General features: G+C 56.6%; 21 protein-coding genes. 7 read left to right on the top strand and 14 right to left on the bottom strand.

The genetic code is table 11. The features are described 5' to 3' along the window. Window positions 1–98 precede the first annotated feature (98 nt). A complete protein-coding gene (locus tag IM300_RS17270) occupies window positions 99–842 on the top strand; it encodes a CDP-diacylglycerol diphosphatase (RefSeq protein WP_193037548.1) in 744 nt (247 codons plus the stop codon). Between the two features lie 73 nt (window positions 843–915). Beyond that, window positions 916–2,220, top strand: a complete 1,305-nt coding sequence (locus tag IM300_RS17265; RefSeq protein ID WP_193033035.1) for an SLC13 family permease — start codon at window positions 916–918, stop codon at window positions 2,218–2,220. Window positions 2,221–2,301: 81 nt separating this feature from the next. Here the strand turns inward: IM300_RS17265 and tpiA are convergent, their stop codons facing one another. Together tpiA and IM300_RS17255 are read right to left on the bottom strand one after the other, a co-directional pair. Next, complete coding sequence (gene tpiA / locus IM300_RS17260; protein WP_006808674.1) at window positions 2,302–3,069, bottom strand: triose-phosphate isomerase; 768 nt, start codon at window positions 3,067–3,069, stop codon at window positions 2,302–2,304. A gap of 111 nt (window positions 3,070–3,180) precedes the next feature. Further along, entirely contained in the window at window positions 3,181–3,777 is a 597-nt protein-coding gene (locus IM300_RS17255) for a DUF1454 family protein (RefSeq protein WP_193037546.1), read from the bottom strand. 112 nt (window positions 3,778–3,889) lie between these two features. Here IM300_RS17255 and IM300_RS17250 point away from each other — a divergent pair, with 112 nt between their 5' ends. Further along, a complete protein-coding gene (locus tag IM300_RS17250) occupies window positions 3,890–4,309 on the top strand; it encodes a DUF805 domain-containing protein (protein ID WP_063865457.1) in 420 nt (139 codons plus the stop codon). Here the strand turns inward: IM300_RS17250 and fpr are convergent, their stop codons facing one another. The 4 genes from fpr to IM300_RS17230 form a co-directional block, all read right to left on the bottom strand. Further along, window positions 4,310–5,056: a ferredoxin--NADP(+) reductase gene (fpr, locus tag IM300_RS17245; protein ID WP_107534223.1), complete on the bottom strand. Its 747-nt coding sequence runs from the start codon at window positions 5,054–5,056 to the stop codon at window positions 4,310–4,312. A gap of 96 nt (window positions 5,057–5,152) precedes the next feature. Then, window positions 5,153–6,163, bottom strand: coding sequence for a class II fructose-bisphosphatase (glpX, locus tag IM300_RS17240; RefSeq protein ID WP_193037544.1), 1,011 nt, complete (start codon window positions 6,161–6,163; stop codon window positions 5,153–5,155). A gap of 122 nt (window positions 6,164–6,285) precedes the next feature. Further along, window positions 6,286–7,794: a glycerol kinase GlpK gene (glpK, locus tag IM300_RS17235; RefSeq protein ID WP_063449719.1), complete on the bottom strand. Its 1,509-nt coding sequence runs from the start codon at window positions 7,792–7,794 to the stop codon at window positions 6,286–6,288. 21 nt (window positions 7,795–7,815) lie between these two features. Beyond that, window positions 7,816–8,661, bottom strand: coding sequence for an MIP/aquaporin family protein (locus IM300_RS17230; protein ID WP_063865458.1), 846 nt, complete (start codon window positions 8,659–8,661; stop codon window positions 7,816–7,818). A 399-nt stretch (window positions 8,662–9,060) separates the two neighbouring features. Between IM300_RS17230 and zapB the strand changes: the two genes are divergently transcribed. Beyond that, the gene (zapB, locus tag IM300_RS17225) at window positions 9,061–9,300 is read left to right on the top strand and encodes a septal ring assembly protein ZapB (protein ID WP_022649799.1); all 240 of its coding nucleotides are present in this window, start codon (window positions 9,061–9,063) and stop codon (window positions 9,298–9,300) included. Window positions 9,301–9,381: 81 nt separating this feature from the next. On the opposite strand, the gene rraA is transcribed toward zapB, so the two are convergent. The 7 genes from rraA to priA form a co-directional block, all read right to left on the bottom strand. Then, the gene (gene rraA, locus IM300_RS17220; RefSeq protein WP_003862032.1) at window positions 9,382–9,867 is read right to left on the bottom strand and encodes a ribonuclease E activity regulator RraA; all 486 of its coding nucleotides are present in this window, start codon (window positions 9,865–9,867) and stop codon (window positions 9,382–9,384) included. A 92-nt stretch (window positions 9,868–9,959) separates the two neighbouring features. Further along, a complete protein-coding gene (gene menA / locus IM300_RS17215) occupies window positions 9,960–10,886 on the bottom strand; it encodes a 1,4-dihydroxy-2-naphthoate polyprenyltransferase (RefSeq protein ID WP_102750818.1) in 927 nt (308 codons plus the stop codon). A 63-nt stretch (window positions 10,887–10,949) separates the two neighbouring features. Further along, a complete protein-coding gene (hslU, locus tag IM300_RS17210; RefSeq protein ID WP_063449721.1) occupies window positions 10,950–12,281 on the bottom strand; it encodes an HslU--HslV peptidase ATPase subunit in 1,332 nt (443 codons plus the stop codon). Between the two features lie 9 nt (window positions 12,282–12,290). Continuing rightward, window positions 12,291–12,821, bottom strand: coding sequence for an ATP-dependent protease subunit HslV (hslV, locus tag IM300_RS17205; RefSeq protein WP_022649795.1), 531 nt, complete (start codon window positions 12,819–12,821; stop codon window positions 12,291–12,293). 94 nt (window positions 12,822–12,915) lie between these two features. After that, window positions 12,916–13,884, bottom strand: a complete 969-nt coding sequence (ftsN, locus tag IM300_RS17200; RefSeq protein WP_017383099.1) for a cell division protein FtsN — start codon at window positions 13,882–13,884, stop codon at window positions 12,916–12,918. Between the two features lie 92 nt (window positions 13,885–13,976). Continuing rightward, a complete protein-coding gene (gene cytR, locus IM300_RS17195; RefSeq protein ID WP_003862038.1) occupies window positions 13,977–15,002 on the bottom strand; it encodes a DNA-binding transcriptional regulator CytR in 1,026 nt (341 codons plus the stop codon). A 119-nt stretch (window positions 15,003–15,121) separates the two neighbouring features. Next, the gene (priA, locus tag IM300_RS17190; protein ID WP_063865461.1) at window positions 15,122–17,317 is read right to left on the bottom strand and encodes a primosomal protein N'; all 2,196 of its coding nucleotides are present in this window, start codon (window positions 17,315–17,317) and stop codon (window positions 15,122–15,124) included. Between the two features lie 200 nt (window positions 17,318–17,517). On the opposite strand from priA, the gene rpmE reads away from it, so the two are divergent. Then, a complete protein-coding gene (rpmE, locus tag IM300_RS17185; protein ID WP_003862040.1) occupies window positions 17,518–17,730 on the top strand; it encodes a 50S ribosomal protein L31 in 213 nt (70 codons plus the stop codon). 320 nt (window positions 17,731–18,050) lie between these two features. Next, the gene (locus tag IM300_RS17180) at window positions 18,051–18,731 is read left to right on the top strand and encodes an oligogalacturonate-specific porin KdgM family protein (protein WP_102750817.1); all 681 of its coding nucleotides are present in this window, start codon (window positions 18,051–18,053) and stop codon (window positions 18,729–18,731) included. A 42-nt stretch (window positions 18,732–18,773) separates the two neighbouring features. On the opposite strand, the gene metJ is transcribed toward IM300_RS17180, so the two are convergent. After that, entirely contained in the window at window positions 18,774–19,091 is a 318-nt protein-coding gene (gene metJ / locus IM300_RS17175; RefSeq protein ID WP_015966498.1) for a met regulon transcriptional regulator MetJ, read from the bottom strand. 277 nt (window positions 19,092–19,368) lie between these two features. Here metJ and metB point away from each other — a divergent pair, with 277 nt between their 5' ends. Then, window positions 19,369–20,529 (top strand): cystathionine gamma-synthase, encoded by a 1,161-nt coding sequence (gene metB, locus IM300_RS17170; protein WP_063449724.1) that lies wholly within the window; start codon window positions 19,369–19,371, stop codon window positions 20,527–20,529. Window position 20,530 lies beyond the last annotated feature (1 nt).

The following is a 20,530-nucleotide window of genomic DNA, read 5'->3' as shown; positions in this document are numbered from 1 at the left end:
CACGACACGGTAACCCGGTGTGAGAAATCCGCCGGGTTTTTTATTTGGTCATCATTTTGCGTTACTCTTTTGCCTTTACTGAAAACAGGGAACGCGTTGTGAAAAAAATTATCTTACTGATTCTGATCGTTATCGCCCTTGCCGCAGGCGGCGTGTACTGGATGAAAGCGGGTAATCCGAATGCGTTGCGCCATATCGTGCTCGACCAGTGTGTGCCCAACCAGCTGCAAAACCGTAACCCGGCGCCGTGTGCGCAGGTGAAGCCGGACGCTGGCTACGTGGTGTTTAAAGACCGCAACGGGCCGCTGCAATACCTCCTGATGCCCACGTACCGTATTAACGGCACCGAAAGCCCGCTGCTGATTGAACCTCAGACGCCGAATTTCTTCTGGCTGGCGTGGCAGTCGCGTAACTTTATGAGCATGAAGCGGGGCGCCGACGTACCTGACAGCGCCATTTCGCTGACCATCAACTCCCCGACCGGGCGCACGCAAAACCATTTCCATATCCACATCTCCTGCCTGCGCCCGGACGTGCGCGAGAAGCTGAACGCGGCGCAGGGGCAAATCAGCACCCAGTGGCTACCTTTTCCAGGCGGGCTGGAGGGGCATGAGTACCTTGCCCGTCGGGTGACGGAGAACGAACTGGTGCAGCGCAGCCCGTTTATGATGCTGGCGGAAGAGCTGCCTGAAGCCCGCGACCATATGGGACGCTTCGCGCTGGCGATGGCGCAGCAGTCGGACGGCTCGTTTGTACTGCTGGCGACGGAGCGTAACCTGCTGACCTTTAACCGCGCGTCGGCTGAGGAATTACAGGATCATCAATGCGATATCCTGAAGTGACCCCACCATAAATAGCGTTTACTCGCCCTGCCTGTCGCCGTAGACTTGCTGAAAAATTCTACAGGAGACAGGCATGTCGCTCTGGTTAACGCATCCTCTGCTGCTTCCCTCGCTGATCGTCGGCGTCACCATCGTGCTGTGGGCGACGTCGCTGTTGCCAGAATTTATTACCGCGCTGCTGTTCTTCACGGCGGCGATGACCGCCAGAATCGCCCCGCCGGAGGCGATCTTCGGCGGCTTTGCCTCGTCGGCTTTCTGGCTGGTGTTCAGCGGTTTTGTGCTCGGCGTGGCGATCCGGAAAACCGGCCTGGCGGACAGGGCGGCCCGGGCGCTGTCGGCAAAGCTTACCGACTCCTGGGTGCTGATGGTGGCAAGCGTTGTGCTCCTGAGCTATGCCCTGGCGTTCGTCATGCCCTCGAACATGGGGCGTATTGCGCTGCTGATGCCAATTGTTGCCGCAATGGCGAAGCGGGCCGGCATTCCTGATGGCTCGCGGGCGTGGTTTGGCCTGGCGCTTGCCGTAGGCTTTGGCACGTTCCAGCTTTCGGCCACCATCCTGCCCGCCAACGTTCCCAACCTGGTGATGAGCGGCGCGGCGGAAGGCTCATACGGTATCCACCTCAATTATGTCCCTTATTTGCTGCTGCACACGCCGGTGCTGGGCATTCTCAAAGGCCTGATTCTGATTGGCCTGATCTGCTGGCTGTTCCCCGGCAGCCCGAAACCGGCGAAGGATCTGGCGCCATCGGAACCGATGGGGCGTGACGAAAAACGGCTCGCCTGGCTGCTGGCGGCGGTACTGGTGATGTGGGTGACGGAGAGCTGGCACGGCGTGGGCCCGGCGTGGACGGGGCTGGCAGCCTCGGTCATCGTCATGCTGCCGCGCATTGGCTTTATCACCGGCGAGGAGTTCTCCGCCGGGGTGAATATGCGTACCTGTATCTACGTCGCGGGTATTCTCGGGCTGGCGATTACGGTGACGCAAACCGGTATTGGAGCGGCAGTGGGTGAGGCGTTGCTGCATATCATGCCGCTGGATGCAGACAAACCGTTTACCAGCTTCCTGGCGCTGACGGGGATCACCACGGCGCTCAACTTCATTATGACCGCCAACGGCGTTCCGGCGCTGTACACCACGCTGGCGCAGAGCTTCTCGGACGCGACCGGCTTCCCGCTACTGTCGGTGATCATGATTCAGGTGCTGGGGTATTCCACGCCGCTGCTGCCGTATCAGGCGTCGCCGATTGTGGTGGCGATGGGCTTAGGGAAAGTGCCTGCGAAGGCGGGCATGGTGCTCTGCCTGGCGCTGGCGATAGCGACGTATCTAGTGCTACTGCCGCTGGATTATCTGTGGTTTAGCCTGCTGGGACGGCTGTAAAAAAGCCCGGTGGCGCTGACGCTTACCGGGCCTACAGAACCGTAGGGCGGGTTAGCGAAGCGCCACCCGCCACAAAGGCAATTACGCCTGCTTAGCCGCTTCTGCTGCTTTAACGATCACCGCGAAAGCGTCAGCCTTCAGGGATGCGCCGCCAACCAGCGCGCCGTCGATGTCTGGCTGGGTGAACAGCTCAGCAGCGTTGGAGGCGTTAACGGAACCGCCGTACTGGATGATCACTTGCTCAGCCACTTTCGCGTCTGCTTTCGCAATGTGGTCACGGATGAACTTGTGCACCGCCTGAGCCTGCGCAGGAGTTGCAGATTTGCCGGTACCGATCGCCCAGACTGGCTCGTAAGCGATAACCGCGCCTTCGAACGCTGCCGCGCCCTGCGTTTTCAGCACGGCGTCGATCTGACGCGCGCACACTTCTTCGGTTTTGCCCGCTTCGTTTTCAGCTTCGGTTTCACCGATGCACAGCACCGGGATCAGACCCTGCTCTTTCAGCACGGCGAATTTCTTCGCGATGAACTCGTCAGATTCTTTGTGGTAGGTGCGACGCTCGGAGTGGCCGATGATGATGTATTTCGCGCCGATGTCTTTCAGCATTTCAGCGGAGGTTTCACCGGTGAATGCGCCGGACAGGTTAACGTCAACGTTCTGCGCGCCCAGCACGATGTGGCTGCCGTCAGCGGCACGTTTAGCCAGATCCAGGTACATATCCGGCGGAGCGATAGCAACCGCGCAGCCGGTCACGCCAGCCAGCTCTTTACGCAGGTTAGCAACCAGTTCGTTTACCATGTGGCGGCTGCCGTTCAGTTTCCAGTTACCCATCACTAAAGGATGTCGCATTTCAATTCTCCACGCTCAATAAGCGAATTAAGGAATATGGCCACCCTTAAGGGCAGCATGGTCTGTGAATCAGTATAGAGATTTTCCCTCGAAAGGCTTTGCTTTTTGTCATTAATTCGCCCCCTCGAGTGCGTCTGATAACGCCAGCTTAATCGGTTCAACTGCGAAGGTCAGCCCCTTTTCGCCGTTGTCTGCGACGACGTAGCGAACAGCGCCTTCCGTATCGGCGTAATAGCGTTTGTTTTTCCCGGCGGTAAGCAGTTTTTGCAGCTTTTGCTGGCTTTGCGCCTTGGTGAAGGTGGGGGTAAAGGCGCGCAGGATGGCGCTCATGTACTCCAGCGCTTTCGCTTTCGCCGCTTTCTGTTCTGGCCCCTGAATCGGCAGCCAGGTGATCTGCATACTTTTGATTTTTAACGTTCCGCGCTCAAGGGCAGTGGATGCATACAGATTCTCGTTAATTTTGCTGGCGGCGCGGGTCAGGGTCGGCGTATCGCGGGCACCGTCAATCGCACGGAATTCCCCCAGCGCAAGCGAAGGGTTTTCTTTGTTGAAGGCCTCGCGGAACTGGCTGATAGATTGATCGAAAGAGGGGGCGCCCGCCAGAAGATAGGGCGCGGTGACCGGGGAGGCCGTTTCCGCGGCGCACAGGGGGAAACTGGCGCTCAGCATCGCTAAACACAAATAAAGAGAGTGTGCCGAACTTTTCATCAACATTGCCCCTGGCCGTCATTGCCCATGATTAAAACGATATCTGGTTGGCTTGTCAAAAGGTCACAACTCCAGGGTAAAATGCGGGCTAAACAATAATAAGGAACCTTACATGACCATACAGCAGTGGCTGTTTTCATTCAAAGGGCGTATTGGACGCCGTGACTTCTGGATCTGGATGGCTGCGTGGGTTATCGCCATGCTGCTTCTGTTTTTCGTTGCCTACAACGCCTGGCTGAGCACGCAAACCGCGGCATTTGCGCTGGTCTGTTTGCTGTGGCCAACCGCGGCGGTGGTGGTGAAGCGTCTGCACGATCGTGGCCGCTCCGGCGCATGGGCTTTCCTGATTATTCTGGCGTGGATGCTGGTGGCGGGAAACTGGGCGATGCTGCCCTCCATTCTCCCGTGGGTAGTGGGCAGACTGCTGCCGACGGTTATCTTTGTGATGATGGTTGTCGAACTGGGCGCGTTTATCGGCACCCAGAGCGAGAACAAATACGGAAAAGATACCCTTGAGGTGAAGTACCGCTGATCACCAGTAGTGTTCAGCGGTCATGTGGCCCGGCCGGCGGCGAAGGTGCTTCGTCATCTGCCGGGTATCCTTCAGGAGCTGCTGCGTATCGCGCACCATCTGCGGGTTACCGCACAGCATCACGTGGCTGGTGTCGGTATTCATCGGTAAACCCACTGCCTCTTCCAGCGCGCCGCTTTCAATCAGCGCCGGAACGCGGCCTGTTAACGAGCCGGCTGCGGTTTCGCGGCTGACCACCGTCTGAATCTTTAATTTCCCGCCGTAACGCTGTTCCAGCGCCTGCATCTGCGGCAAATAGCTCAGGTCGGCGGCGTAACGCGCGGCGTGGACCAGCACGATGTTCTTAAAGCGCTCCAGGTCTTTGCCGTACTCCAGGATGGAGAGATAAGGGCCGATGGCCGTACCGGTCGCCAGCATCCAGAGCGTTTCACAATCCGGAATTTCATCCAGCACAAAGAAGCCTGCCGCGTCGCTGACAATCTGCACCTCATCGCCCGGTTTCAGCGCAGCAAGGCGCGGGCTGAGCTTGCCGTCCGGAACGGTGACCAGGTAGAACTCGAGATCCGGGTTATCAGGCGCGTTAACGTAAGAGTAGGCGCGCTGTACGCGTTCACCGTCGATATCCAGCCCGAGCTTGGCAAACTGCCCGGCGGTAAACGGATGAACGGGCGCGTGCAGCGTGAGGCTAAATAGCGCATCGGTCCAGAACTGTACCTTTGTGACTTTACCTGTTACCCAGTCCGCCATGATCTTCTCCTGTGCTGTGTCTCTCTTCTATCTTCCGTACTTGTGGGAAACATTTCCAGCCCATTCGGGCCGGAAAGCTCTATCGATCAAACGGTTTTACAGAATGTGCGTCTGCACGTCCGGGTCTTTGCGATCGAGATAATGAATGGACTGAATGCGGCGAATGGTGCGGGATTTACCGCGGATCAGCAGGGTTTCGGTGGTGGCCATGTTGCCCTTGCGGGTGATGCCGTCCAGCAGATCGCCTTTGGTGATGCCGGTGGCGGAGAAGACCACGTTATCGCTGCGGACCATATCGCTCAGGGCGAGCACTTTATTGGCTTCGATGCCCATCGCGGCACAGCGCGCCAGCTCGTCTTCACCGATGCGGCGGTTCTCGTCGCTGTCGCCTTTAACCTCATGGCGTGGCAGCAGGCGCGCCTGCATATCACCGTCCAGCGCGCGGATCACTGCCGCAGAGACCACGCCTTCCGGTGCGCCGCCGATGCCGTAAAGCACGTCGACTTCGCTGTCCGGCATGCAGGTCAGAATAGAGGCGGCTACGTCGCCATCCGGAATGGCAAACACGCGCACGCCGAGTGCTTGCAGATAAGAGATGGTGGCGTCGTGGCGCGGTTTCGCCAGAATGGTCACGGTGAGTTCGTTGAGCGGTTTACCCAGCGCCGCCGCGATATTGCGCAGGTTGGCATCCAGCGGCAGGCTGAGGTCGATTGCGCCTTTCGCGCCTGGGCCGACAATCAGCTTTTCCATGTACATGTCCGGCGCGTTGAGGAAGCAGCCTTTATCGCCCACGGCCAGCACCGCCAGCGCATTGGCCTGGCCCATCGCCGTCATGCGCGTGCCTTCAATCGGGTCGACCGCAATATCTACCGCATCGCCTTTGCCGGTCCCGACTTTTTCACCGATGTAGAGCATCGGGGCTTCGTCGATTTCGCCTTCGCCAATGACGATAGTGCCGTCGATATTGACCTGATTAAGCACAATGCGCATGGCGTGGACGGCTGCGCCGTCTGCGGTATTTTTGTCGCCACGACCCAGCCACTTATAGCCTGCAAGGGCGGCAGCTTCGGTGACGCGGGAAAACTCGATAGCAAGTTCACGTTTCATGAGGTACTCGTACAATCAAAAGGAATTGCACGAAGTTTATCACAGAGTGGGGAGGGGCGAGGGACCGGTGCGGTCGGAGCCCCTCACCCTACCCCTCTCCCCAGAGGAGAGGGAATATAGGCTTACTCGTCGTGCTCTTCCCATGCCAGGGCACGTTTCACCGCTTTCTTCCATCCGCTGTAGCGGTAGTTGCGCTCGGTGGTTTCGATCCCAGGACGGAATTCGCGTTCGATGACCGCTTTTTCCTGAAGCTCATCGAGGTTTTGCCAGAAGCCAACCGCCAGGCCTGCCAGATACGCTGCGCCAAGCGCCGTCACTTCTCGCACCTCAGGACGCTCAACGCGGGTGCCCAGAATGTCGGACTGGAACTGCATCAGGAAGTTGTTGGCCACCGCGCCGCCGTCCACGCGCAGGGCGTGCAGACGAATGCCGGAGTCGGCCTGCATCGCTTCCAGCACGTCGCGCGTCTGGTAGGCGATGGATTCCAGGGTCGCACGGATGATGTGGTTTGAGTTTACACCACGCGTCAGGCCGAAAATCGCGCCGCGGGCGTACGGATCCCAGTACGGTGCGCCCAGACCGGTAAACGCGGGCACCACATATACGCCGTTGGTGTCTTTCACCTTAGTCGCAAAGTATTCGGAGTCAAACGCATCGCTGATCAGCTTCATCTCGTCGCGCAGCCACTGAATGGACGCGCCCGCCATGAATACCGCCCCTTCCAGGGCATAGTTCACCTCACCGCGTGGGCCGCAGGCGATGGTGGTCAGCAGACCGTTTTCTGATTTCACCGCTTTCTCACCGGTGTTCATCAGCATAAAGCAGCCGGTACCGTACGTGTTCTTCGCCATCCCTTCCTTAACGCACAGCTGGCCGAACAGCGCCGCCTGCTGGTCACCGGCGATACCGGCGATAGGAATACGCGTGCCGCCTTTACCGCCGATGTTGGTCTGGCCGTACACTTCTGAAGATTTACGCACCTGTGGCAGCATGGCGCGCGGAATGTCCAGCGCGTCCAGCATCTTGTCATCCCACTCCAGGGTGTTGATGTTGAACAGCATGGTGCGCGAGGCGTTGGTGTAGTCGGTGACGTGAACGCGTCCCTGTGTCATCTTCCAGATAAGCCAGGTATCGACGGTGCCGAACAGCAACTCGCCGCGTCGTGCGCGCTCGCGTGAACCTTCCACATGATCGAGGATCCACTTCACTTTGGTGCCGGAGAAATAGGGATCAATGACCAGACCGGTTGCGCTGCGGATGTACTCTTCCATCCCGTCGCGCTTCAGCTTTTCGCAGATCTCTGACGTGCGGCGGCACTGCCAGACAATGGCGTTGTAGATTGGCTTACCGGTTTCGCGCTCCCAGACAACGGTGGTTTCACGCTGGTTGGTGATACCGATAGCAGCAATCTCGTCAGAACTGATGTCGGCTTTTGCCAGTACTTCCACCAGCGTGGAGCTTTGTGACGCCCAGATCTCCATTGGGTCGTGTTCTACCCAGCCTGGACGCGGATAAATTTGCTCAAATTCGCGTTGAGACACGCTGACAATGTTCGCGTCGTGATCCATTACGACAGCGCGGGAGCTGGTAGTGCCCTGGTCGAGCGCAACGATATATTTTTTTTCGGTCATGGTATGTGTCCCGTAGTCAGATTACAGCGAAGCTTTTTGTTGTGCGGTGGAAGTCGTCTCTTTTTCCTCTTCCACACAGGTGTCGCACGGTAAGTGGCGACCAATTAATTTGCGATAGCCAAATGCGCCCAGCGCCGCCCCTACGATTGGCCCGAACAGCGGAACCAGGAAGTAAGGAATGTCCTTGCCGCCAGTGAAGGCGACGTCGCCCCATCCGGCAAAGAAGGCGAAGGTTTTTGGGCCCAGGTCGCGCGCCGGGTTCATTGCAAAGCCGGTCAGCGGCCCCATCGACGCGCCGATAACCGCAATCAGCAGGCCAATCAGCAGCGGCGCCAGCGGGCCGCGCGGAATGCCGTTTCCGTCGTCGCCCAGCGCCATAATGACGCCCATCAGAATAGCGGTAATCACCATTTCAACTGCGAACGCCTGCACAAAATTAATATGCGGATTCGGATACGTTGAGAAAATGCCCGCCAGATCCAGACTTTCGACACTACCACGCACCATGTGGTGCGTCTGCTCGAAGTCGCTGAAAAGATTGTAATAAAGCCCGTAAACTAACGCCGCTGCGCAAAAGGCGCCGGCAAATTGTGAAATGATGAAAGGGACAACTTTGCGTCCGTCAAAGCACGCGAACAGCCACAATGCGATGGTCACCGCCGGGTTAAGATGTGCGCCGGAAACGCCTGCGGTCAGGTAGATGGCCATCGCCACGCCCAGACCCCAGATAATACTGATTTCCCACTGACCAAAACTGGCACCCGCCACTTTCAGTGCAGCGACACAGCCTACTCCGAAGAATATCAACAACCCGGTACCCAGAAACTCGGCAATGCACTGGCCTTTTAAGGTTGATGTCTGACTCATAATCGGAATCCTGCAAAAGAGTAATGTTTATTGTTTGCGTGACCGCCCGTGACAGTCACGGTGTCCTGTAGACACAGTGTTAATTTATCGTTAACGAGCACAAACGAGAAATATCGAAATCGAAATGTGTGGTCTGTGTCAATAAAATGAGCGTTTTCGCGCCATAAAGCGCGTTTTTGCATCAGATAATGATTATGGGCTGAATCATTTCTTTAACTTATGGGTTAACAACTTAGGGGTATATGCGGCGAACGCACCAGGACGAGGCCGAAAAGTGTTGCAAACCGCGATCTGCGTGGCATGCCGCTGGACAGGGGCGACGGCGCTCCATACAATCGGAACATATGTTGTGCGCGTTTATCTTAAAGCGTCGCCTTGCAATTCAGGAGAGGTAGGATCATGTCTTTAGAAGTGTTTGAGAAACTGGAATCGAAAGTACAGCAGGCGATTGACACCATCACGCTGCTGCAAATGGAAATTGAAGAGCTGAAAGAGAAGAACAACTCCCTGTCTCAGGAAGTTCAGAACGCTCAGCACAGCCGCGAAGAACTGGAGCGCGAAAACAACCAGCTGCGCGAACAGCAGAACGGCTGGCAGGATCGCTTGCAGGCGCTGCTGGGACGTATGGAAGAAGTCTGATTTCCTTGGGAATGAATTGAGTAAGCCGGGTAAGGCGAAGCCGCCACCCGGCTTTTTTTATAGAGCTCGCTTACCGATTAACTACTCAATGTCCAGCGCATCTTCGGAAAGGATAATCCCGGTATTGTCGGCATAAAGATGGTCGCCGGAGAAGAAGGTTACGCCGCCGAAATTGACGCGCACGTCGCTTTCGCCGATGCCTTCACCCGCTGCGCCAACCGGAATGGCGGCAATGGCCTGAATCCCGATATCCAGGTCTTCCAGATCGTCCACCTGGCGCACGGAGCCGTAGACCACAATCCCTTCCCACTCGTTTTGCACGGCAAGGCGGGCAAGGTCTGCATCGATCAGTGCGCGGCGTACTGAACCGCCACCGTCCACCAGCAGGACGCGGCCACGGCCGTTCTCTTCGAGCAGATCGTACAGCAACCCGTTGTCCTCGAAACATTTCACCGTGATGATTTGCCCGCCAAATGACGACCGTCCGCCAAAGTTGGAAAACAGGGGTTCAACGACGTTGACATCTTCCTGGTAGATGTCGCAAAGCTCGGAGGTATCGTATTTCATAGGTTTAACGCTCTGTTGCTGCGAATGTGTTCAGTATATCGTGCGAAATGCGTTGTTGGCAAAATCATCAATTGTTAATTGATATTTGTCAGCTAACTCAGCGTCTGGCTTAAGACAATCCCGATGACGAACAGCAGGTTAGTCAGCAATGCGCCTTTTACCGTGCGTTCCAGCATCGGCGGCATGGCGGCCGGGCTAAGTTCACGCATCACGTAACGGGCCTGCTTAATCAACAGCGGTGCGGCGAGCACAAACAGCCAGCCCCACAGGCTGTGCAGAGAAATCAGGTTGAACAGCGCCAGGCAGACCAGCGCGCCGATGAGCAGGCAGGCGTGATAGCGGCGTGCATTCACCGGCCCCAGACGCACCGCAAGGGTGTTTTTACCGTTCTCGCGGTCGCTGTCGATGTCGCGCAGGTTATTGATATTTAGCACCGCTGTCGCCAGCAGGCCACAGGCGGTCGCGGGCAGGAACAGGGCAGGGATCACCGTATGTGCCTGCAAGTACCAGCTTCCCATCACGCTTAGCCAGCCGAAGAAAACCAGCACGGAGATATCGCCCAGGCCAATATACCCGTAAGGGCGCGTGCCGACGGTATAGGTAATGGCCGCAATAATGGCGAGCAGGCCCAGCACCAGGAAGCCAATGAAGTCGCTGGTGGTTTTCGAGGCGACCGTCACCAGCGCCAGCCCGGACAGGCAAATTAACACCACGGTGATAATCAACGCCCGCTTCATCTGTGCCTGGGTGATCACCCCTTTTTGCATCCCGCGCAGTGGCCCGATACGGTCAGGCTTGTCGCTGCCTTTTACCGCATCGCCATAATCATTCGCGAGGTTAGAGAGGATTTGCAGCAGCCCGGCGGTAATGAGCGCCAGACCTGCCACCAGCGGATCGAAATGCCCCTGCCACCAGGCAAGCGCGGTGCCGACAATAATAGCGGCAAAAGCCAGAGGAAGCGTTTTAGGGCGCAGACTTTCGAGCCACGCCTGCGTACGGCTGATATCAGTCATAGTTATTTAGCCAATAAAAAATGGGGGCAATAGCCCCCATCAACAGTGATGAAAATGCATTGAACGCGATTATAGAATAAAACGGCTCAGATCTTCATCTGCCACTAACGCATCCAGGTGTTTGCTCACATAGTCTGCGTCAATGGTAATGCTTTGACCGTTAAGGTCGCTCGCATCATAAGAGATGTCTTCCATCAGGCGTTCCAGCACGGTGTGCAGACGACGCGCACCGATGTTCTCGGTGGTCTCGTTGACCTGCCACGCGGCCTGGGCGATGCGCTTGATACCGTCATCGGTAAATTCAATGTTCACGCCTTCGGTGGCCATCAGCGCTTTGTACTGTACAGTCACAGAAGCGTTTGGCTCGGTCAGGATACGTTCGAAATCTTCGGTGGTCAGCGCCTGCAACTCAACGCGGATAGGCAGACGACCCTGGAGTTCCGGAATCAGGTCAGACGGACTGGCAATCTGGAACGCGCCGGAGGCGATAAACAGAATGTGGTCAGTTTTCACCATGCCGTGCTTGGTGGAAACGGTGCAACCTTCTACCAGCGGCAGCAGGTCGCGCTGAACACCTTCGCGGGAAACATCCGGGCCGGACGCGTTGCCGCGCTTACAGATTTTGTCGATTTCGTCGATAAAGACGATACCGTGCTGCTCAACGGCGTCGATAGCGTCCTGTTTCAGCTCTTCCGGGTTAACCAGCTTCGCGGCTTCTTCTTCAATCAGCAGCTTCATCGCGTCTTTGATTTTCAGCTTACGCGCTTTCTGCTTCTGGCCGCCCAGGTTCTGGAACATGGACTGCAACTGGCTGGTCATCTCTTCCATGCCCGGAGGCGCCATGATTTCTACGCCCATCGGCGCGGCAGCGAGATCGATCTCAATCTCTTTATCGTCCAGTTCACCTTCGCGCAGCTTTTTGCGGAATGCCTGACGCGCAGCAGACGGTTCAGCCTGCTGTTCAGCCTGTCCCCAGTTGTTTTTTGCCGGTGGGATCAGCACGTCGAGAATGCGCTCTTCGGCCATCTCTTCGGCGCGATAGCGGTTTTTCTCGATCGCCTGGACGCGCACCATCTTAATTGCCGAATCGGTCAAATCGCGGATGATGGAGTCCACTTCTTTACCCACATAGCCCACTTCGGTGAACTTGGTGGCTTCCACTTTGATGAACGGCGCGTTAGCCAGCTTGGCCAGACGACGGGCGATTTCGGTTTTACCCACCCCGGTCGGGCCGATCATCAGAATGTTTTTCGGCGTCACTTCGTGGCGCAGCTCTTCGTCGAGCTGCATGCGACGCCAGCGGTTACGCAGTGCGATAGCCACGGAGCGCTTGGCGTTGTCCTGGCCGATAATGTGTTTGTTCAGTTCGCTGACAATTTCGCGTGGGGTCATTTCAGACATGGGCGATCCTTACGCTTTGGAGGTCAATTCTTCGATGGTGTGATTGTGGTTGGTATAGATGCAGATATCACCTGCAATATCCAACGCTTTCACCGCGATATCGCGCGCGTTCATGTCGGTATTTTCCAACAGCGCACGGGCTGCGGCCTGGGCGTACGGGCCGCCAGAGCCGATGGCAATCAGGTCGTTTTCAGGCTGAACCACGTCACCGTTACCGGTGATGATCAGCGAGGCGTTTTCGTCGGCCACGGCCAGCAGCGCTTCGAGCTTGCGCAGCATGCGGTCGGTACGCCAGTCTTTTGCCAGCTCAACGGCGGCTTTCACCAGATGACCCTGATGCATTTCCAGTTTGCGTTCAAACAGTTCAAACAGCGTGAAGGCATCCGCCGTGCCGCCCGCGAAACCGGCGATCACTTTGTCGTTATAAAGACGACGGACTTTCTTCACGTTGCCTTTCATGACGGTATTACCCAGCGTGGCCTGGCCATCACCGGCAATTACCACCTGGCCGTTACGGCGTACACTTACTATTGTTGTCACGAGCAGACCCCCTGGTTACAGATTCGGGAAACAGAAACCCTGAGCCTGTGCTCAGGGCTGAATTAAATGATAGATGGGGGGGATTTCGGGGGTTTCAACCCCCGGAGGCGAGTCGAATGCAGTTTGTGTGGCCAGCCACTTTCAAACGGGAAATGGTGCCGTCTGCGTTTTCTTTGCCTTTGACCGGGCCAATCACCACGCGATTCCAGCCGTTATTGGTGGTAATGCGTGAGTCAAATCCTTCAAATGCCAGCTGAGCACGCACCGTTTCGGCCTGCTCGGCGCCTTTAAACGAGCCGCACTGAACCATCCAGCGGCGTTCATCTTTTTTCTCCGCCGTCTGCTTCGGCGCCTCGGTCTCTTTGGTGACCGGCGCAGCCTGCTGCGTTTTTGGCTGTTGCGCAGTGGTATGCGCAGGCGTCTGCAACAGATCCTGATACGGCTGTGCCGTTTGCTTCTGCGGCTGCGCTTTCGGCTGCTGCTGGACAGGCTGCGTTTGCACGGTACGCGTCTGTTGCTGCGGTTGGGTGCGCGGCTGCTGTACCGGCTGCGTTTGCGTCCACTGCTGCTGCTGCGTTTGCTGCTGAGCCTGACGCTGGCGCTGCAACGTTTGCTGACGCTGCGCCGGGGTTTGTTCGTTCCACGGCACTTCGTTCAGCTGCGTAGGCTGCTGGCGCATATCGGCCTGCATCTGTGCCAGCAACTGACGCTGTTCGTCCGTTAGCTGATCGGCATTCTTCACTTCACCCCCGGCAGAAGGTTCGGTAGGCGCACGTACGCCTGGCTGGCGGCTTTCCAGCTCTTTAATGTAGCGCCAGCGCTCTTCAGGCTTCGGAGGCAGGCCGTTACCGACGACCTTGTTGCCCTGAAGGGCTTCAGACTCTTCTTTTTTATGGTGCGTAATGAAGTAGAGGCCGCCAATAAAGGCCACCAGCACGGCCGCAGCAATGGCGACCATGGCTGGAGAGACAGCAGACAGGCTACGTTGCTTGCTTTTTGAACTACTCTTTTTGCGTCGCGAAGGTGCCGGCTGGCCGCGACGTACATAATCTCGTTGTGCCACTATCGTTTCGCTGTATTTATTCGTTCGTCAGCCCGCCATGTTACTTAAGCGACGGGGCTTTGACCAGATAAGGGTGTAGAAAGGTATTTACTTTAAGTTAATGCCTGGGTAGAGCCGCGCACAATCAGCTCACAATCCAGTAGCCGTGACCCGCTGCTAACTGTTTGACCGTGCAGCTGATCCAGCAAAAGCAGCATCGCTTCCCGGCCAATGTCATACCGCGGTTGTGCAACGGTCGAAAGCGGCGGATCGCAAAATTCCGAAAGCGAAATATTATCAAAGCCGATAATCGACAGGTCCTGCGGCACGCGCAGGCCGTGACGTTTGGCGTAAGATAATGCGCCCAGCGCCATCACGTCGCTGTGGCAGAACACCGCGGTAGGCGGTTCTGGCAAGGCCAGCAATTTTTCCAGCGCCTGCCCGCCCGCTTCAAAGGTGAAATCACCGCGCGCAATGTAGTGCGGATCGACGATAGCCCCGGTACGGCGCAGCGCCTGAACGTAGCCCTGCAACCGGTAATGACACAGCGGCATCTCTTCTGGCCCGGCAATACACCCGATACGCTTATGCCCCAGCTCCTGAAGATAGTTCACGGCGTTGAACGCGGCGGTGAGGTTGTCGATATGTACGGTCGGCAGCTCCAGCTCCGGCGCAAACTCGTTCGCCATGACCATCGGCGGTAGATTGCGCTGTTCTTCGATGCTGGCATCAAACGGCAGGCGCGAGCCAAGCAGCAGCATGCCGTCAATCTGCTTGGTGATGATCAGGTCGATGAACGTTTTTTCCTGCTGGTTCTGGTGGGCACAGTCACCAATCAGCACCAGATAGCCCTGGGCAGCGGCGGTAACCTCAATGCCGCGAATGATTTCGCTGAAGAAGGGATCGCAGATGTCCGGCACGATCACCAGGATGGTGCGGGATTCATTGCGTTTAACGTTGCGCCCCATGGCTTGCGGGAAATAACCCACCTCAAGCGCCGCCTTTTCAACCCGGTTTCGGGTTGCCTGGGAGACTTTGTCAGGGTTCATCAATGCGCGGGACACGGTTGCTGTTGAGACTTGTGCTTTCTCGGCAACGTCTTTCATGGTCGCCGAGGCAACCTCTTTCCTGGACTTCAACGTCTTCTCCTCGCCTGAACACCGAACTGCGTACAGCACCATTTTTACAGATAGTTAATGGAATCGGTTACAGAATTTTCATAAAAAGTGTGAGGCGAGTTAAATTTTTCGATCCGCATTCAGCCTTCAATCGGATCGACGTCCAGAACCCACTTCACTTTTCGCGCTTCCGGCAGGGTATTGATCAGCGCCAGCGTGCCGCTGACGATCTGCTGTAAACGGATACGCGAAGGGTGCTGAAGCAAGAGTTGCCAGCGGAAACGGCCACCGCGTTTCGGGGCGAGCGCGGGGACCGGGCCTAAAATCCACAGCTGATTATCCACCAGCGGGCTGGCTTGCAGGAGATTTCTCAGCTGTTGCAGAAACAGCGGCGCCTGCTGGTTGTTATGATCTTCCGCACGGATGATGACGTGGCTGGTCCACGGGGGAAGCTGCATCGTCTGGCGTTCAGCCAGCGCCTGGTCCGCGAAGGCGTCATAGCCTTTATGCAGCAGGGTTTGCAGCAGCGGATGTTCAGGATGGTGCGTTTGCAGTACGACCTCGCCCTGTTTACCCGCGCGTCCGGCGCGCCCGGCAACCTGGGTATAAAGCTGGGCGAAACGCTCGGCGGAGCGGAAATCTGCCGAGAACAGCGCGCCGTCGACGTCCAGCAGGGCAACCAGCGTCACGTCCGGGAAGTGGTGTCCTTTCGCCAGCATCTGGGTGCCAATCAGGATGCGCGCCCCGCCGCGATGCACTTCCGCCAGCTGCTGCTCCAGCGCCCCTTTACGGCTGGTGGTGTCCCGGTCGATACGGGAGATGGGCACGTCCGGGAAGAAGGGCGCGAGCGCCTGTTCAAGCTGTTCCGTGCCCAGACCGACCGGCACGATGTGCGTTGATCCGCACGACGGGCACTGGCGCGGCACCGGACGCTGGCTGTCGCAGTGGTGGCAGCGCAGGTGGCGCTGGGCCTGGTGGAAGGTGTAGTAGTGATCGCAGCGCGGACACTCTGCAATCCAGCCGCAGTCGTGGCACAGCAGCGCAGGCGCGAAGCCGCGGCGGTTCAGGAACAGGATCACCTGGTTGCCCGCCTGCAAATGCTGGCGCATGCGGCTAATCAGTGCAGGCGCTAGCCCGGCCTGTACCTGCTGGCCTTTCAGATCCAGCACGTGCTGGATGGCCGGGCGGGCATTCCCTGCGCGGCGCGTCAGGCGCAGCATGTGGTATTTACGCTGGCGCACGTTGTGCAGCGTTTCAAGCGCGGGCGTAGCGGACCCGAGAATAATGGGGATTTGCTCGCTGTGCGCGCGGTAGACCGCCAGATCGCGGGCGTGATAGCGCCAGCCTTCCTGCTGTTTATAGGAGCTGTCGTGCTCTTCATCGATCACGATAACGCCGAGGTTTTTAAACGGCGTAAACAGCGAGGAACGGGTGCCGATAACAATCGCCGCTTCGCCATTTTTCGCCTTCAGCCAGGCGCTGAGGCGCTCGCTGTCGTTCAGGCCGGAGTGCAGCACCTCAACGGGCGCGTTAAAGCGTTCACGGAAGCGGGCGATGGTTTGCGGCGTCAGGCCGATTTCCGGCACCATCACCAGCGCCTGTTTCCCCTGCGCGAGCACGTTTTCCAGCACGCTCAGATAAACTTCGGTTTTACCGGAGCCGGTGACGCCCGCCAGCAGCCAGGCGGAGAAACGATCGGCGGCACTGTGAATCGCGCCCACGGCGGTGGCCTGCTCGGTATTCAGACGCAGGCGATCGCCCGACACGGAAAAGCCGTCGCGCCAGTCGTGAAGGGCAGGTGCTTCGCTGGCCAGCTCGCTCAGCCCTTTCTTCCTTAATGCCTGTAACGCGGTTTCGCTCACCTCAAGCTCGTCGACCTGATGGCGCCAGATTTTTCCCTGACGCAGCGCGGCCAGCGCCTGCTGCTGTTTCTGCGAGCGCTTGAGGCTATTAATATCGACCGCCTGCCCCTGCTCGGTGGCAAACCAGTACCACATGGGCGCATGGCTGGCGCGCTTGCCCTGACGCAGCATGATGGGCAGGGCGTGGAACAGGACGTCGCCAACCGGATGGTGATAGTAATCCGCTGCCCACAGCAGCAGCCGCCAGGTACTGGAAGAGTAAACCGGTTCATCGTCCAGCACCTCAACGACCGATTTCAGCTCGTTAAGGGGCAGTTCGCTTTTATCGCTGATGGACACTACGATCCCGACGCGCTGCTGTTTGCCAAACGGCACGGTCACGCGACAGCCCGCTTTGGCGCTCATGCTGTCGGGCAGCAGGTAGTCAAAGGTACGGGGAAGCGGAACGGGCAGGGCAACGTGAGCGACGGGCATCGAATCTTCCTGACTTGAAAAGTGGCGCGTTAGTATACACATTAGTGAAAGCGGCGTGCGGATCAGTTTGCATACGTTGGTCAAATTCTGTATGATTCGCCGCCTTTGGTGTATTTTACGCCAAAGAACTTACATTCAACATCGCGTGGTGTCTGGCGTTAGGGCTGGAAGAGCGACGCGGCCTTAACTGAGGTTCTCCCATGAAAAAAGATATTCACCCGAAATACGAAATGATTACTGCAAACTGCTCTTGCGGTAACTCTATCCAGATCCGCTCCACCGTGGGTCACGATCTGAACCTGGACGTGTGCGGCAAATGCCACCCGTTCTACACTGGTAAGCAGCGTGATGTTGCAACCGGTGGCCGTGTTGACCGCTTCAACAAGCGTTTCAGCATCCCGGGTGCTAAATAAGCATCCAGAAGAAACCGCCTCCGGGCGGTTTTTTTGTGCCTGTAATATCTCACCTGAATTAATTTTAAATTTATATTCCCACTTTAAATATATATTTTAAATTTCCCGAAAAATAAACATCGTCATTCAATATAATCCTATTTATACGGATAGTGAGCTTTATCTCTGTATTCTTGGCCTGTTTGCCATTTTATCGCCTTACATGGCAATAAATAAAAGGTTTCCCTCTGCGGGTAAAATTACACTGCGCTCGACATATATTCTTATTTGCCATTTGAGCAGCGATGGCTTTCAGGGTGTATTTACGTGAGGGAAAAAGGATGAAGCTGAAGCAATTGTTATTCGTGCTTCCATTACTATCGTGCGCGGCGCAGGCGGGGTATGTGGATTACCGACACGAGTATTACGATGATGGACGTAACTATGACCGTGTGTACATGTCACACCGTTTCGGTACGGGCTTTGGGGTAGCTGTAGAGGCCGTCTCACGCTCCGATGAAAAGCAATCTAATGATGCGCTCACTAATATGGAGAGCAACAGCAACGAATATACTGCCAGCTACCAGTTCACCTGGCAGGGATTTATCTGGCAGCCGGGTGTCGCCGTTGAAATGGGCGACGATATGGCTATTTATAAACCGTATTTACGCGTGCAGTATAATATTAACGAAAGCTGGTGGACGGCGTTCCGTTATCGTTCTGAATATACTCGCCGTAATGCAGACGGTAAAGATGATCGTATGGTATATCGCCCGGAAATGTGGCTGGGATATAATATCGAAAACTGGATGTTCGAACTGAACGGAATTTATAAGTTCGCCGACAATGAAGATCTGTATAACAACAAAAAAGAGGATTATGAATATAACTTCCGCGTGGCGTATAACATCGATTCGTGGGTGCCATTTGTGGAAGTGGGTAATGTCTCTTCCGGCTACAACACCGCTACCACTGACGACCGACAGACGCGTCTGCGTGTCGGCTTAGGCTACAACTTCTGAGAAACCATCCCGCTGAGTACCCTCAGCGGGATCGCACCGCAGTCAGTATTCCCACGTCTCCGGGTCGATGCCCAGCTCACGCATGATCACCTTCGCCTCTTCCGGGATTTCGTCACTGCGCTCTTTGCGCAGATCTTCATCGTTTGGCAACGGTTGACCGGTAAACGCATGCAGGAACGCTTCGCACAGCAGTTCGCTGTTGGTGGCGTGACGCAGGTTGTTCACCTGACGACGCGTGCGTTCATCGGTGAGGATCTTCAACACCTTCAGAGGAATGGAAACCGTGATTTTCTTGACTTGCTCACTCTTCTTACCGTGCTCAGCGTATGGGCTGATATATTCGCCGCTCCATTCAGCCATGAGATACCTTTAATCCTCTCAGTCATTAATCTAAAGGCGCAAAACCGGTAACTGACGGGTTTTGAACCGTAATCTTGCGTAGTTTACCGTAGAGACGATACCGAGGCACGGATATTGCCGCTGTAGCGTGTCCTAAAGCATATAATTTTAACGGCTATTTGCGCATTGCTCAATCTATACGCAAAGAAGTTTAGATGTCCAGATGTATTGACGTCCATACTTTCAATGTTTACTCTGGTGGCTGACTTTTCACCTCATTCGCCAGGAAGCCCTCACCATGACGCGTAAACAGGCCACCATCGCAGTGCGTAGCGGATTGAATGATGACGAGCAGTACGGCTGCGTTGTCCCGCCGATTCATCTCTCCAGTACCTACAATTTCACCGGATTTAATGAACCCCGCGCGCATGATTACTCGCGTCGCGGCAATCCTACGCGTGACGTCACTCAGCGCGCGCTGGCGGAACTGGAAGGCGGCGCGGGTGCGGTATTAACCAATACCGGCATGTCTGCTATTCACCTGGTGACCACGGTGTTCCTGAAGCCTGGCGATCTGCTTGTAGCACCGCACGACTGTTACGGCGGCAGCTATCGTCTGTTTGACAGCCTGGCAAAGCGTGGCTGCTACCGCGTGCTGTTTGTCGATCAAAACGACGAACAGGCGCTGAAACAGGCGCTTGCCGAGCAGCCGAAGCTCGTTCTGGTGGAAAGTCCAAGCAATCCATTGTTGCGCGTTGTCGACATTGCGAAAATTTGTCAGCTCGCAAGGGATGCGGGAGCGATAAGTGTAGTGGATAATACGTTCCTCAGTCCGGCCCTTCAGAACCCACTGGCACTGGGTGCCGATCTGGTGTTGCATTCATGCACTAAATATCTGAACGGCCATTCTGACGTGGTGGCGGGCGTGGTGATTGCAAAAGATCCCGACGTTGTCACGGAACTGGCATGGTGGGCCAATAACATCGGCGTCACCGCGGGCGCGTTCGACAGCTACCTGCTGTTGCGCGGCATCCGCACGCTGTCGCCGCGTATGGACGTGGCGCAGCGTAATGCCCAGGCGATCGTGGATTTCCTGCAAACCCAGCCGCTGGTGAAGAAGCTTTATCACCCGTCGCTGCCGGAAAACCAGGGGCACGAGATTGCCGCGCGCCAGCAGAAGGGATTTGGCGCGATGTTAAGTTTTGAACTGGATGGTGACGAGCAAACGCTGCGTCGCTTCCTGAGCGGGCTGTCATTGTTTACGCTGGCGGAATCCTTAGGGGGAGTTGAGAGCTTGATCTCCCACGCCGCAACCATGACGCACGCAGGTATGGCACCGGAAGCACGTGCCGCCGCCGGGATTTCCGAGACGCTGCTGCGTATCTCGACCGGTATTGAAGATTCTGAAGATTTAATTGCCGACCTGGAAAATGGCTTCCGGGTCGCAGCCAAGGGGTAAT

The organism is Enterobacter cloacae complex sp. I2 (assembly GCF_014896205.1).
Classification (GTDB): domain Bacteria; phylum Pseudomonadota; class Gammaproteobacteria; order Enterobacterales; family Enterobacteriaceae; genus Enterobacter; species Enterobacter quasihormaechei.
The sequence above is the reverse complement of the archived record's forward strand: the minus strand, read 5'-3'. Positions and strand labels throughout refer to the sequence as shown.